Source organism: Myceligenerans cantabricum, from assembly GCF_054777735.1.
This window is the reverse complement of sequence record NZ_BAAHAJ010000002.1, coordinates 52,782-67,723: the sequence shown is the minus strand read 5'-3', so window position 1 is coordinate 67,723 and position 14,942 is coordinate 52,782. Positions and strand designations below refer to the sequence as shown.

Here is a 14,942-nt window from a genome sequence, read left to right as displayed (position 1 = left end):
CACGTTCTCAGTCACGCCCGTACCTCTCCTCTGCCGCCCAGAAGTAGACGAAGCCACCCAGCAGGATGAACAGTGCCCAGCCGCCGGCCCAGGCCCACAGCCACGGGTCGTACGGGATCGTCTTGTCGTCCATCATGATCATCCGGAAGAGCTCCAGGAAGATCGCGACGGGCTGGTGCTCCAGCATCGCCCGCACGGCCGTCTGGAACTGGTCGTCCCCGTTCACGAACCGCGTGATCGGGAACAGCACGCCGGACCCGTACATGAGCAGGCGCGTGATGAACGGCAGCACCTGCAGCAGGTCGGGCTTGCCGTAGCCGTACCGCGCCATGAAGAGGCTGATCCCGGTGTTCAGGATGGTCACGAGTGCCACCGCGGGAACGATCTCCAGCCAGTGCCAGTTCGGCACGATCACCTTCAGGTCCTGGCCCGGCAGGTACCCCAGGTACCCGGAAGCCAGCGTGAAGAGGCACATGACCCCGACCGTCGGGACGAACAGCGTGAGGCTGGTGATCACGTTGGCGAGCGGCAGCGCGGCACGCGGGAACCGCAGGGACCGCACGAGCTGCATGTTGCCGTCGATGGCCTTGGCGCCGCTGCTGATCGCGTTGTCGATCAGGCGGAACACGAAGACGCCGATCACGATGAACGCGACGACGTTCTCCAGACCCCGGCTGGCGTTCAGGATGAACCCGAAGATCAGCGTGTAGATGATCGCGTTCAGCGTCGGGTTCAGCGTCGCCCAGATCTGTCCCAGGTAGGACCCCTGGTGTTTCGCGTACGCCTTCGACGTGGCAAAGATCCGGATGAAGTCGCGGCGTGCCCAGAGCTGTTTGACGTACGTCCCGAGGCCCGGGCGTACCCCGGCCTCCTCGAGGCCGTACTGCTCGGCGAGCGCCCTCGCCTCTGCCGACGACAGCGGCTCGGATGCCGTCGGTCGGCTGTTCTCGGTGACGGTCACGGACTCCTCGTTCTCCTTCGCGCCGGAAGATCCGGGCGCCCAGGGGTCTTGATCGGTGCCTCAGTCTAACGACGCACGAGGCCGAATTCGGTCAGCAGAACAACGATCGGGCAGCTCAGTCGGTGCCCTCGACGGCGACCGGGACTCCCCCGGCGCCGGCCGGGAGCCCGGCGGCCGCGGCCCGCTCCGCGAGCCGCACCTCGGCCGCCTGCCAGTGCTCCTGGCAGGTGGAGTACTCCGCGGCCCACGGCTTGCGGTGCCCGGCCCAGTGGATGAGCTTCGGGTCGCGCACGTCCTCCTGCGCCGGGAAGGCGTTCCACTCCGGGCCCATCACCACGCGGGTGTTGCCCGCGTAGACGTTCAGGAGCTGCTGGTCGTTGAGCCCGTAGGTGCCCGCCCACGGCAAGTAGTTCTCGGCGAACCCGTCGGCGCGCATCCGGTCCAGGTTGAGCACCATGATCCCGGCGTTGAACGCGACGTAGTCGTACGTCTGATGGGCGGACATCCGGCGCAGGAACTCGTTCGCGACCTCGGCCCCGCCCGGCATCTTCTTCGTGGTGATCCACGTGTTGCGGAACCCGGAGAGGAAGTACCGGCCGGCGGCGTCGCGCGCGGCGAGCGGTGCGTCGCCCAGCTCGGTGTCGTAGAGCTCGGCGATGTCCGTCAGCAGGACGGCGTCGATGTCGTGGTAGACCACCTTGTCGAGGTCCGGCAGCAGGTACGGCAGCAGCAGCCGGTCCATCGTGGCCACGGTGATGTGGGAGAGCATCCCCGAGATCGCCCCGTACTCGATGCCGTCGCACGGCAGCCAGTGGATCTCCAGCTCCGGGAACAGCGCGTTGAACGTGTCGATGTCCGCCTGCGAGTGGTCGCGGCACTGCACGTACAGCACGGTGGGCCGCTCCGCGTGGTCCGCGAGCGCCGTCGCGACCACCTTGGCCTGCTCCTTGAGGTTGCCGTCCATGGCGATGGACACGTGCACGGCCTCGCCGGTGCGCTCCACCAGCGCGGGGCGTACCTGCTCGCGGGACCGCACGCGGGCGACGACGGCGTCCAGCTCGAACGGCAGCGGGTCGTTCGCGCCGGGTGCTTCGAGCCGACGCCGGGCCGCGGCGACCTCCGGCGCGCACGCCTCGGCCCACGCCGCGTAGACCTCCTCGGCCGGCTTCCCGGCGAGGATCTCGGTGAACGCGACGTCCAGGAGACGGGTGATGCGCTCCTGCATCGCCTTGCGGTCCTCCTCGGTCGCGTCGAGCAGGCCGTTGAACCGGATGTCGGCGGCGCGCTTGGGCCGGAACTCGACGTCGGCCCCGATCGCCCAGGTGGGCAGGTAGCAGTGGAGGCGGGAGGTGACGATGTGGGAGTAGTCCGTCTGGTAGGACTCCAGGAGCCGGACGGCCTCGTCGATGTTCGCCGCCAGGGTCCGGTCGCGGACGGCGTCGTACTCCTGCTTGATGGTGGCCGCGCCGGGCGGGGCGGGCGTGTCGACGTAGACGGGGCGCCGGCCCGGCGTGAGCGGCCGGGGGGAGGACTGTTTGCCCGCACCCGTCCCGCGACGCTCGAACAGCCCGTTCACGGTGGTGGTCAGGCAGCCGGAGAAGAACGCGGGGACGCCTGCGGCGAGCAGCAGGTAGACCGTGTTCCAGTCACGGCAGCCGACGGGACCGTGCGCCCTGAGGTACTCGACGGCCTCGGGCGTGAGCATCTCCAGCCGGTTGACGTGGAACGAGACGAAGATCGGCTTGAGGTTCGGGTGGAACGGGAAGTCCGGGACCAGGCCGAACGCCGAGTTCATGTACCAGCCGAACCCGAGGGTCCACGTGTTCTCGGGGATCGCGTCGGTGGCCGACGCGTCCCGGTTCATCTCGACCAGGTGCACGGCGCGCTCCGGGCCGCCGTCGACCCGGTGCTCCGCGGGCACGCGGGCGGCCAGCCGGCCGAAGCTGTCGGCCAGGTCCGCCTGCCCGGTGAAGGTCAGGCCGGTCCGCCGCACGAGGTGCGACGACGCCGCGATGGTCTGCACGTAGTCGCCGATGTTCTGCGTGGTCATCTTCCGGTCGGGCGTGCGGTAGCCCATGACGGCGAACGGCACGGCGTCGCCGGCCACCGGCAGCGGCTCGACGGGGGCGGTCTCGCGCCGCACCCATTCGCCCAGCCAGTCCAGGCGCTCGGCGGCCGCGGAGCCCTCCGGCGCCTCGGCGACGAGCCGCTCGAACAGGCGCGCGGCCGTCTTGCCGCGGTGCGTCGCGAGCGTCGCCTCCAGCACACCGAGCGCGCCGGGGACGTCCAGCCCGGGCTGTGCGAGGACGACGTCGGCCAGCGCGTCCAGCGCCGCCGGGTCCTTGCGGGCGGCGACGCGCGCGTACTCCCGCGCGGCCCACTTCGCGGCGGTCTCCAGCGGGACCTCGCCGAACCGGGTCCAGGCCAGGTTGTCGAAGCTGTAGTACTCCGCGGCCACCGCCTCGCCGAGCGTTCCGGCGACGCGCGTCGCGTCGTCCCGCAGGAGGGACTGGTTCATGCTGCGCATCGAGACGTCGTCCCGGGCCGCGATGAGCCCGCGCACACCCTCGACCACGGCGGCCTCCAGCGGCAGGCCGCGCTCCAGGGCGCGCGCCATGTCGGCCTTGGCGACGGTGGCCCGCGCCCGGCGCCGGTTCTCCATCTCCTCCGCACGCGTCAGCGTGAGCGGCGGCACGGCGCCGACCTTGCGCCCGGCGTGCAGGTTCGTCTCCCCGCCGAGGATCTCGACGATCCGGTCGTAGGCGAGCACGTACCGGCGCAGCCGCCTGATCTTCTCCGCGGGGCCCGTCCCGGAGAGGCGGGACAACGCGGGGCGTGCGACGGACGCCGCCGCCCGGCGCATTCGTTGCGAGAGGGAGCTCATGCTCGTCTTTCCGTGTGGAGGGAATGCGGGTGAAATGGTACCGGCGCTCGGCTCACCCGGTGAGCACCAGCCGCCGGGCCCGGACCAGCGCGCGCCCGGCCAGCCGGCCCGCGCGGCGCCCCGTGCGCTCCGCGGCCGCCAGCGCCCGGTCGCCCGCCGTCGGGACCAGCACCCGGCGCAGCGCCTCGCGCGCCGGGTGCCAGTCCCCGGCGGCCGCACGGGTGAACACCTTGCGACGCGAGCGGGGCAGCGACGCGAGCGTGGCAGGGCTGAGCCGGTCCAGGATCTCGGCGAGCGGCTCCGCCAGGCGGGCCCGCAGCTCGGGCTCCCGGCCGGCGAGCTCCGCGTCGTCGAGGACGATGCGCACAGCGTTCCACAGGTAGGAACGCAGCAGCATCCCCGAGTACACGGTACGCGCCCGTTCACCGGCCCCGGTCAGCAGCGGGGCGCACAGCCGCTCCTGCTCGAGGTAGACGAGCTGGGCCTCGGCGGTGGCGCCGAACGTCGTCATGGAGCCGTTGCCGAACCGCTGCCGGTAGCGGTACACGACGTCGGGCACGAGGTCGGCGCGGGCCGCGACGGTCGCCCGGGCCATCGCGACGATGTCGTTCGACCGGCGCGAGTCCTCGAAGCTGATGTCGTGCGCGTCCCAGAAGGACCGTCGGAACACCCGGTTCCAGCAGGCGCGGTTGCGGAGCATGGCCGGCTCGTCGGCGACGGTGACGCCCGTGCGGGCCTCGGTGACGTGCCGCGTCTGCGGCTCGGCGGTGCTCGCCGCACCGGCCGCGCCGTCGGCGCCCTCGTCGGAGAACCGCACGAAGTTGCCGACCGCCATGTCGGAACCGCTCGTGCGCAACGCACCGAGCAGGGCCGCGTACGAGCCCGGCGGGACGACGTCGTCCCCGTCCGCGAACGCGAGGTACGCGCCGCGCGCGAGCGCGGCGCCCTGGTTCCGGGCGGGGCCGCCACCGGCCTGGCCGGCCGCGACGAGCCGCACGCGCGGGTCGCCGATCGCCTCGACGACCTCCGGCGTCCCGTCCGCCGAACCGTCGTCGACGACGACGACCTCCAGCTCCGCACCTTCCTGGGCCAGGATGCTGCGCACGCACTCCTCGACCCACCCGGCGACGTCGTGCACCGGGACGACCACGCTGAGCTCCGGCACGCTCGGCTCCGGCGACGCCGCGTTCACGCGGCCGCTCCGCTGCCGCGACCCAGCATCCGGCGGGACCGCCGGACGACCTGGCGCGCGATCCGCCGCGCCACGGACGGTCCCGGCGGGGCCGGCCTGCGCAGGTGCTCACGTACGCGGTCGGGGCCGCGACGCACGGGGGCGGTCGCCACGAGCCGCTCGCGCGGCGTGAGCCGCCCCCGGGGCAGGCCGGCCGCGACGGCCTCCTGCACGGCCGCGACGGCCGCCATCAGCTCGTCGTCCGGGACCGGGTCCACGTCCTGCGGTGCGAGGCCGGCGAGGTACGCCACGCGGACGACCCGCGCCACCGCCCCGCCCACGCCGTAGCGGGACGCCGCGAAGCACGCCCGCACGAAGCCGCCCACGGTGTCACTGCCGGTGAGCGCGGCACGTACGGTGGCGCCGTCGGCCCGGCAGATCGCCGCGCGGCGCCAGTCCCCCTGGGCGACCAGCCCGAGGACGAGCCGCTTCTCCTCGCTGAGGGGCCGCGACGCAGCGCCGGGAGCGGCCTGCACGAGCCGCGCCATCGCCGTACGGGCGCGGTCGAGACGTCCGTCGGCGAGCGCCGCCGGGCCGAGGAGCGCGACGACCCGTTCCCAGGCCGCGGACTCCAGGGTGCCCGTGAACCACGGTTCCGAGTACCGCGGGTCGGCGCCGAGCTGATGGACCAGCCGCGCGTGGCAGGCCAGCTCGTGCTCCGCGTACTCCTCGAGCTCGTCCGGGCGGAGCGTCCCGGGCTCGGGGCCGACCGGCTCGCGGCGCACGTGGACGGGAACGGTCACCACGTCGGTCTCGAAAGCGCAGTACGCCTCGGTCGTCGCACAACGGCCGGTGGCGCCGAAGGCGAGCCCGGCCTCGCGCCATGCCGCCCGGCGGAACACGCGGTGCCACGGCATCCGGTCACGCAGGAGCTCCGGCAGGTCGGTGACCTTGATCCGGTCCCGCTGACGCTCGTAGGCACCCGACTCCTCGTCGCGCGTGGTCAGCCGCTGCGGGGAGAACCGGACGTAGTTGCCCACGACCAGGGACGATCCGGAGCGTTCCGCCTGGTCGACCAGCGCCGCGTAGCCGTGCTCGGGGACGATGCCGGCGGCGTCGGCGAAGGCGAGGTACGTGCCCCGCGCCTCGTCCGCCCCGCGGTCCCGGGCGGGCCCGGCGCCGGGCGCGCTGCCGCGCACGATCCGCAGCCGCGGGTCCTCGTGACCCGAGACGACGTCCATCGCGGCGTCCGTCGCGCCGGCGTCCACCACGAGCAGCTCGAGGTCTCGCAGCGACTGGTGCAGGACGGACCAGACCGCCTCGGCCACCCGGTCCTCGTCGTCGCCCACCGCCATGACGACCGAGAGCAACGGTGCCCGAGCCGGCTCGTCGCCGGTCGCGTCATCGACTCGCGGTACCGGCGGGGAGGCACTTGATCGCACTGAACTCTCCGTAAACTGTGGCGGGTCATATTCAAGCACAGGAGACCCGAGGTACCGATGCCCGACACCGAGCCCGTGCCACGCCCCGCGCCGACTCGCCCCCGCATCTTCACGTACCCCTACTGGACGTCCAACCCGTACATGCAGATGCTGCACCTGGAGGTGCGGGCGCGCGGACACCTCCTCGAGGGCACCTCGGTGGTGGGCAAGGCCGTGGCGGAGATGAACGACCCCGGCGCACGGGGGCTGGTCCATCTGCAGTGGCCCAGCGACATCACCGAGCAGGCCACGAGCCCGCAGGACGCGGCGGACCGGGTCTCCCGGTTCCTGGCCGCGGTCCGGACCGCGCAGGCGGGAGGCCGCAAGGTGCTGTGGACGGTGCACAACGTGCTCCCCCACGACGCCGGATACCCCGCGGCGGCGATCGACCTGCACCGTGGCCTCGCGGAGCTGGCCGACGCCGTCCACGTCCTCAGCCCGGGGACCGCCGAGGCCGTCGCCGACGACTACGTCATCCCGGCCGGGAAGATCGTGGTGCTCCCTCACTCGAGCTACCACGGTGTCTACGGTCGCCGTGCGGACCGCGCCGCCGCCCGGACGCACCTCGGCGGCCGGCCCGGCGCGACCGGCGTGCTGTTCTTCGGGCAGATGCGACCGTACAAGGGGCTGGACCAGCTCTTCGAGGCCGCACGCCGCGCCGTCGCGGAGGACGCCGACGTCGAGCTGCTCCTCGCGGGTAAGCCCGCACCGGGCCTGCACGAGGCGATCGCCGCGCTCGCGGCCGACGGGGTACCCGTGACGAGCGCCCTGCGGTTCATCGCCGACGAGGAGGTCGCCACCTGGTTCTCGGCGACCGACGTCGCGGTCCTGCCGTACCGGAAGATCCTCAACTCCGGGACCATGCACCTGGCCGCGACCTACGGTGTCCCCACCGTCCTGCCTGACGAGCCTCATCTCCGCACGGCGTACGGCGACGAACCCTGGGTACGGTTCTTCGACCCGGGCGACCCGACGGCCTCGATCAGCGACCTGATCACCGGCGACTGGCACCGGGACCCTGTCGTCCACGCCGCCGCCCTGGCCTTCGCGCGGCACCGCACGCCGACCCGGATGGCCCGGGACTACGCCCGCCTCGTGGCACGCCTCGGCGCGGGATCGTAGTGCACAATGGGTGCCGTCATCCACGGCCACAGATCAGATAGAGACGGACCTGGTGAACGCAATCCTCGACAGCCATCCCCTGCCGGCCGAGCCTGCAGGCGCCGCAGCGGACGACAGCCTCGGAATCTCCGTACGGGACGTCTCCGGTGTCGACGTCCACCAATGGAATCCCGTGCGTCACGACGCTGCGGGAGGGCGGCGCCTCGTCGACAACTTCGGTGACCTGCTCGCTCCGATGCTCGTCGAACGGATGCTGTGGCGTCATCAGCCCCGCGACGCTTCGGACCGGTCGTCGCGCCGCCGTCTCTTCGTCTCCGGATCCGTCCTGCACCATGCGCAGGCCTCCGACGTCGTCTGGGGCGCGGGGTTCGACGGCAAGGTCCTGCTGGACCGCTACCCCTCGGCCTTCCCCGCGATCGACGTCCGCGCGGTGCGTGGCCCGTGGACCGCGCGGCTGCTGACCGGCCTGGGCATCGACGTGCCCGCCGTGTTCGGCGACCCCGCGCTGCTGCTGCCGCGCCTCCTGCCCGAGCTCGGCGCGTGGGCCCACAGCCCCGTGACGGACACCCTCGTCGTCCCGAACGCCCACGACCTGGACGACCACCGCGACTCGGAGCACACGGTGCTCGACCCCCGCCGTCCCGTGCACACCGTCCTGCGTGCGATCGCGCGCAGCCGGTTCGTCGTGGGGTCGTCCCTGCACGCGGTGATCCTCGCCGACGCGCTCGGCATCCCCGCCCGCTTCGTCGCGTCGCCCACCGAGCCCGCCTTCAAGTACCGCGACTACCTGGCGGGCACCGGGCGCCCGGCGACGCGGATCGCCCGGGACGTGAGCGAGGCGCACCACCTCGGCGGCCACGAGCCGGCAGACGCCGACCTGGACGCGCTTGAGGACGCCTTTCCCTGGGACCTCTGGGGGATCCCGCGGGTCGACCGTGCAGACAGCACGTCCTACGTGCTGGACGACGTGCAGGACGCCTGGCGCGACCGGGTCGTCGCCGGGGACGGGTCCACCGCCCGGACCGCCTTCCTCGAGCAGGACCTGCCGCGGCTGCGCACCGCCGTCACCGCCCACAGCCCGGAGGGCGAGACGCTCGTGGCCTCCGCCGCCGATCTCCTCACGCACGTCATCCCGGACGTCCTCGACGAGCCGCTCGACTCCGCCACCCGGCACCTGATCAACACCATCCTGCGGCGGGACGCCGGTCTCGTCGCCACCGCCGCCCACCTCGAGGAGGCAGCGGCGCTCGCCGCGCTGCACGCCACCCGCCCGGCCGGCCGGTACACGCTGCTGTCCCTGACGCTCCGGCTGCCCGGCACGGTCGGCGACACCGACGTCGCCCTCGTGCTCACGGGGACCGGGAGCGGACGGACCGTGACGCGGCCGGTCAGGCTGTTCGGCCAGGCCCGGAAGCAGTGGCACGTGACGACCGACGTCCTGGTACCGCTGTCGGAGCTCGGCGAGGACTCCTGGACCGTGGAGGTCCACATCGGTGACCTGCGGCTGCCGGTCCGCCATGCCCGGGCCGGCGAGCTCGCGCTGTCTGCCCCGGCCACCGGCCGGGAACCCCGCCTGGGAGAGCCGGTCGTCGTGGCATCCGACGGCACGGTCCGGCACGAGGAGGACGACGCCGCATGACCCGCACCATCCTGTCCTTCCCGCACTGGAAGGCGAATCCCTACCTGACGATGCTGTATCTCGCCGCCGAGGCGGACGGCTGGAAGATCGCCGGGGTCACGTCCCTCGACGAGCTCCGCGAGGGTGTCGACGAGCTCGCGCCGGGCGACGTCGTCCACGTGCACTGGACCTCTCCGGTCACGGCGGGCGCCGAGGACGGCCCGAGCGCCAGGGAACGGCTCGACGAGTTCCGGGCGATCCTCGACACCGTCGTCCGCCGCGGGGCCCGGCTCCTGTGGACCGTGCACAACGAGATCGCGCACGACGCGGACTTCCTCGAGGTCGAGCAGGCCATCGGCGACGCCCTCGCCGACCGGGCCACGCGGATCATCCAGCTCCACGACCGCACCGCCGAGGCGGTCGCGACGTCGTACACGCTCCCGGCGCACAAGCTCTTCACCCTCCGGCACTCGAGCTACCTGGGCGTCTACCCGGACGCCTGGACCCGCGCCGAGGCCCGGACGGCCCTCGGTGTCCCGCAGGGGGCGCCGACCGTCGGCTTCGTCGGACAGATGCGTCCCTACAAGGGACTCGACGTGCTGCTCAAGGCCGCGGACCTGGCTGCCGCCGAGCTGCCCGGACTCGTCCTCCTCCTGGCTGGCGGCACGTCGGAGCGCAGCCTCGCGGTGATCGAGAAGTCCCTCCCGCGGCACGTGGACGTCGTCCGGCAGCACACGTTCGTCCCCGACGAGGAGCTCGGCCTCTGGCTGCGCGCCTCCGACGCGGTCGTCCTCCCGTACCACCGGGTCCTGAACTCCGGCAGCGCGCTGCTGGCCGCGAGCTTCGGGCGTTCCGTGATCATGCCGGACGACACACCGCTGGCCGAGGTCTACTCGGACCAGCCCTGGCTCCGGACGTTCGCCACCGAGGGGGACCGCACGGAGGCGCTCGCCCAGGCCATCGTCCGGACGGTCCGGTCCGGAAGCTGGGCCTCGGCCACGGCGAACACCTTCGCCCGTTCCTACACGCCCTACGACATGTCGCGCGACTACCTCCGCCTCGTCGACGGGCTCCCCATCGGCCAGGAGGCAGCATGACCGCGACCACCACCGGTGCCCCGGCGCTCTCCGTCGTCGTCCCGGCCTACAACGTCGGCACATGGGTGCGCGAGTGCCTGTCCTCGATCGTCGACGACCAGGACTGCGATCTCGAGGTCATCGTCGTCGACGATGGTTCGAGCGACGACACCTGGGAGGTCGTCTCGGAGTTCGCCACGAGGCACGCGTTCGTCCGCGCCGTCCGCTCTCCCGGCGTCGGCGGGGCTCAGGCGCGCAACTACGGCGCCGAGCTGGCCCGCGGGGAGTACCTCGCCTTCGCCGACGCCGACGACCTCGTCCCGCGGGGCGCGTACCCCCGCATGCTGGACGAGGCACACGCCGCGAACGCCGACCTCGTGGCGGGCAGCTTCCTGAAGTTCTTCACGACCCGCACCTGGTGTCCGACGTGGCGCTGGCCGGCCTTCCACGCGCCGCGTTCCGGCGTGGCCCTCGCCGAGCAGCCGTCGCTCATCAACAACCGTGCGTGCTGGAACCGCATCTTCCGCCGGGAGTTCTGGTTCGGCGAGGGGATCTACTTCCCGACCGTGCCCCGCTCCAACGACATCGTTCCCATGACCAAGGCGCTCGTCGCCGCCAAGCGCATCTCCGTCGTCCCCGACACCGTGTACCTCTACCGTGACCGGCCCGGCGGGACCTCGATGAGCTCTCAGGCGGCCGGCCTGGACAGCGTCATCAGCTACCTCTCGCAGGAGATCGAGTGCCGTGAGCTGGTGTCCTCGGTCGGCGACCGCGCTCTGGACCTCGAGTACGCCCGGCTGTTCGCGCTGGCGGACGGCTGGGTCCACGTGGTCAAGTTCCTCGCCGGGCTCGACACCGCGACCGCCGACAGCACCGATCTCGAGACGGCACGCGTGCTCCTGACCACCCAGGTCGAGGCCTTCCCCGACGCGGTGATCGGGGAGCTCAGCACCGTGCAGCGCTGGACCTACGGCCTCGCCGTCTCCGGCCAGTGGCACGCGGCGACTGCGCTCGCGACCTGGGCAGGGGACCTGGACCAGCTCGACCCGATCTGGCTGTTCCGTGCCGACCTGACCGCCATGAGCAGGCTCTCCCTGTCCGACGTCGAGCTGCGCAAGGCGGTGAACGAGGAGATGTTCGCCCCGATCCTGGCCGGCCGACGCCGGCTGGAGCGGGAGAGCGCCCCGGTCCTCGCCCGGCATGCCGACACCTTCCGCCGGCTCTTCCCCGCGGAGTCCCGGCACTGGAGCTCCGAACCCGCCCAGCGCCTCACGCTCGCCGTGAAGTCCGGCGACGTCGAGACGATCGAGACCGAGATCCGCAAGCCCTTGCTCCGGTTCCAGGATCCGGAGCTGACGGTGCGCGGGAGCCGGGTCGTCCTGACCACGCGCACCTCCCGGCCCGAGCTCGGGCCGCCCGCCGCCACCTTCGTCCGAGGCAAGAAGCGCCACGCGTTCGAGACCGCCTCGTTCGACGCCGAGACGGGTGAGCTCGTCGCCACGACGGGCCTCCACGCACTCACCTCCGGCCCGGTCTCGCTCCGGATGCGCCTGGAGGACTCCCTCGGGACGCTGGAAGCCAACGTGCCTCCGCTGCTCTCCGAAGGTCCCGTCACCCGACGAGTGCTGCGCGTCCTCGACAACGGGCAGGTGGACGTCCGGCACGGGGCACGCCGGATGATCCGGGCCGCACGCGGCGCAGGCCGGCAGGTGCTGCGACGTTCATGAGGACCGACCGCCGCACCTTCCTGGTCTTCCCGCGCTGGGTGGCCAACCCGTATCTGACCATGCTCTACCTCGCGACCGAGGCCGACGGCTGGGACCTGCGCGGGACGACGTCGCTCGACGGCTTCGTGCACCACGCGGAGAACCTGCTGCCCGGCGACGTCGCCCACGTGCACTGGACGAGCCCCGTCCTCGCCGGGTGCGAGACGGACGCCGAGGCCGGAGAGCACGCCGCGCGCTTCCGAGCCACGCTGGCCGCCCTGCGATCCCGGGGCGTCCACGTCCTGTGGACGGTGCACAACGAGCTGGCTCATGACGCCCGGTTCCCGGACCTCGAGAAGCAGATCGGCCAGGACCTGGCCGACCATGCCACCGTCGTCGTCCAGCTCCACGAGCACACGGTCGAGGCGGTCGGCGAGTCCTACCGCATCCCCCCGGACAAGCTCGTCACGCTCCGCCACTCGAGCTACGCGGGCATCTACCCCGACGGCTGGTCGAGGGCGCAGGCCCGTGCCGAGCTCGGCGTGGCCGAGGACGCGTACGCCGTCGGGTTCATCGGCCAGATCCGGCCGTACAAAGGAGTCGACGTGCTCTGCGCGGCGATCGAGGCGGCCGCCGACCGCATCCCGGGCCTCACGCTGCTGCTCGCCGGGAAGGCGGGCACCGAGGACGTCGAGCTCCTGCAGCAGATGCTGCCCACCTCGGTTCCGGTGGTCGACCACCTGTCCTTCGTCCCGGACGAGGAGCTCGGGCTCTGGCTCCGGGCGACCGACATCATGGCGCTCCCCTACCAGCGGATCCTGAACTCCGGCAGTGCCCTGCTCGCGGCGTCCTTCGGAACGCCGGTGATGATTCCAGGCCCGTCCACGCTCTCGGAGGTCTACGCCGGCGAGGAGTGGGTCCGGACCTACCGTTCCGACGGCGACCAGGTCGCCCGCCTCGCGGACGCGCTGGTCGCCGCGCGGGAAGAGGCCGGCGCCGCGGCCGCGTCCGCCGAGCGTTTCGCCCGGTCGTACACCCCGTGGGCCATGTCGCGTGACTTCCTGGGAGTCGTCGACAACCTGCCCGCCGCGGCTCCGGCAGCGGCCACGGCCACGAGCGGAGGCGCACGATGACGACGGCCACGAACGCGACACCCGACCTCTCGGTGATCGTCCCCGTGCACGACGTGGCGCCCTGGGTCGAGGACTGCCTGACCTCGATCCTCTCGGACCAGCACGTCGATCACGAGGTCATCGTCATCGACGACGCCTCCGCGGACGGGACCTGGGAGATCGTCGAAGCCGTCGCCGAACGGGACCCGCGCGTCCGCGCGGTCCGCAATCCCGGGACCGGCGGTGCGCAGGCACGCAACCACGGCGTCGAGCTGGCCCGCGGCGCCTATATCGCGTTCGCCGACGGCGACGACCTGGTCCCCCGCAACTCGTACGGCGCGATGCTGACCGCCGCGCACGAGGACCACGCCGACATGGTCGTGGCCGGGTTCCTGAAGTTCTACACGACACGCACCTGGCACCCGACGGCGAGCTGGCCCGCCTGGGACGAACGCCGCCACGCCACCACGCTGGCCGAGCAGCCGTCGCTGGTGCGCAACCGCGCCTGCTGGAACCGGCTGTTCCGGAAGGACTTCTGGACCGGGCAGAAGATCCAGTTCCCCACGGTGCCGCGCTCCAACGACATCGTCCCCATGACCCAGGCGCTGGCCGCCGCGCGGAGCATCTCCGTCCTGCCCGACACCGTGTACCTGTACCGGAACCGTCCCGGCGGCAGCTCCATGAGCGCCCGGGCCGCCGGGACCACCGGGTTCGCGTCGTACCTGCGCCAGGAGCTCGCCTCGGGCGACGTCGTCGGGGCCGTCGGCGACGAGCGGCTCGACCGCGAGTACGAGCGGCTCGTCCTGGTCCGCGACGGCTGGGTCCACCTGCAGAACTTCCTGAAGGGTCTGACGACGTCCGACGTCGACGGCCCGCTGGGCGAGGACCTGCCGGAGCTCACCGAGCTGATCGACCGCCTTCTCGGCCGGTTCCCCGCCGAGGCGCTGGACCGGCTCGAAGCCCTGTCCCGATGGGCGTGGTCGCTGGCACGTGCCGGCCGGTGGAACGACGCGGTACGCCTGGTCAACGCCCCCGAAACCGTGCTGATCAGTGACGACGCCCCGACCTTCCCGACGGGTCCGGGCGGCGCCGAGAAGCTCGCCGACGACACGGACCGCCGGCGAGCGCTGACCTCGGTCCTGCTCCGGCTCGCCACGGCCGACGCGACCGACCCGGCCACGGCCGAGCTGCTCGCCGCCCACGCCGGGATGATCCGCACGGTGTATCCCGAGGGGATCTGGCACTGGCAGCCGGCCGCCGTCCAGGAGCTGCTGCTCGCGGCCCGCACGGGTGACGCCACGACGGTGGGCGCCGTCCTCGCGACGCCGGCCCTCGCCGTGACCGACGCCCGGCTCACGGTGCGGGGCCGGGCGGCCGAGCTCAGCGCCACGATCCGTGCCGCCGAGCCGGTCACCGCCGTCGAGGCCGGTTTCGCCCGGGGCCGGAGCTGGTATGCCTGCCACGCGGTGGAGGTGGACCCGCACACCGGCGCGCTGACGGCCTCGGTGCCGGTACCCGCCCTCCCCGTGGGACCCGCGTTCCTGCGGCTGCGCTTCGAGCTTCCCCTGGGACGCGTCGACGTGGTCGTCTCACCCGAGGTCGGCAACGACGCGGGCTCCGCGCGGGTGTTCCGGGCGGGGACGAACCGTCAGGTGCACGTGAGTCCCGGTCTGCTGCCGCAGATGCGTGCGGCACCACGGCGCGCCGCCCGCAGGATCCGCAGCACCGTCCGCGCGATGCGCGGGCGATGACCGCCGTCCCGTTACTATGACCCCGCCGGAAAACCTGGTTGATGCTCTGCCACAAGAGCC

At 72.6% G+C, this 14,942-nt stretch carries 10 protein-coding genes; 6 read left to right on the top strand and 4 right to left on the bottom strand.

Annotated features, from left to right (window positions below):
- Positions 1-7: 7 nt before the first annotated feature.
- From ACYU96_RS01775 to ACYU96_RS01760, 4 genes are all read right to left on the bottom strand, one after another.
- On the bottom strand, positions 8-961 hold the full coding sequence (locus ACYU96_RS01775; RefSeq protein WP_460748552.1) for an ABC transporter permease: 954 nt from the start codon (positions 959-961) through the stop codon (positions 8-10).
- Positions 962-1,076: 115 nt separating this feature from the next.
- Positions 1,077-3,845 (bottom strand): glycosyltransferase family 8 protein, encoded by a 2,769-nt coding sequence (locus tag ACYU96_RS01770; protein ID WP_460748550.1) that lies wholly within the window; start codon positions 3,843-3,845, stop codon positions 1,077-1,079.
- Positions 3,846-3,897: 52 nt separating this feature from the next.
- The gene (locus tag ACYU96_RS01765; protein WP_460748548.1) at positions 3,898-5,037 is read right to left on the bottom strand and encodes a glycosyltransferase family 2 protein; all 1,140 of its coding nucleotides are present in this window, start codon (positions 5,035-5,037) and stop codon (positions 3,898-3,900) included.
- Positions 5,034-6,371, bottom strand: a complete 1,338-nt coding sequence (locus ACYU96_RS01760; RefSeq protein ID WP_460748546.1) for a glycosyltransferase family 2 protein — start codon at positions 6,369-6,371, stop codon at positions 5,034-5,036. The genes ACYU96_RS01765 and ACYU96_RS01760 overlap by 4 nt, the downstream gene beginning before the upstream one ends.
- 144 nt (positions 6,372-6,515) lie before the next feature.
- Here ACYU96_RS01760 and ACYU96_RS01755 point away from each other — a divergent pair, with 144 nt between their 5' ends.
- From ACYU96_RS01755 to ACYU96_RS01730, 6 genes are all read left to right on the top strand, one after another.
- A complete protein-coding gene (locus ACYU96_RS01755; protein WP_460748543.1) occupies positions 6,516-7,619 on the top strand; it encodes a glycosyltransferase in 1,104 nt (367 codons plus the stop codon).
- Positions 7,620-7,791: 172 nt separating this feature from the next.
- Positions 7,792-9,258 carry a polysaccharide pyruvyl transferase family protein gene (locus ACYU96_RS01750; RefSeq protein ID WP_460748540.1) on the top strand — a complete coding sequence of 489 codons (1,467 nt, stop codon included), beginning with the start codon at positions 7,792-7,794 and terminating at the stop codon, positions 9,256-9,258.
- Entirely contained in the window at positions 9,255-10,334 is a 1,080-nt protein-coding gene (locus tag ACYU96_RS01745; protein ID WP_460748538.1) for a glycosyltransferase, read from the top strand. The genes ACYU96_RS01750 and ACYU96_RS01745 overlap by 4 nt, the downstream gene beginning before the upstream one ends.
- A complete protein-coding gene (locus tag ACYU96_RS01740; protein WP_460748535.1) occupies positions 10,331-12,040 on the top strand; it encodes a glycosyltransferase family 2 protein in 1,710 nt (569 codons plus the stop codon). The genes ACYU96_RS01745 and ACYU96_RS01740 overlap by 4 nt, the downstream gene beginning before the upstream one ends.
- Entirely contained in the window at positions 12,037-13,152 is a 1,116-nt protein-coding gene (locus ACYU96_RS01735) for a glycosyltransferase (protein WP_460748532.1), read from the top strand. The genes ACYU96_RS01740 and ACYU96_RS01735 overlap by 4 nt, the downstream gene beginning before the upstream one ends.
- Complete coding sequence (locus ACYU96_RS01730; RefSeq protein ID WP_460748530.1) at positions 13,149-14,882, top strand: glycosyltransferase family 2 protein; 1,734 nt, start codon at positions 13,149-13,151, stop codon at positions 14,880-14,882. The genes ACYU96_RS01735 and ACYU96_RS01730 overlap by 4 nt, the downstream gene beginning before the upstream one ends.
- Positions 14,883-14,942 lie beyond the last annotated feature (60 nt).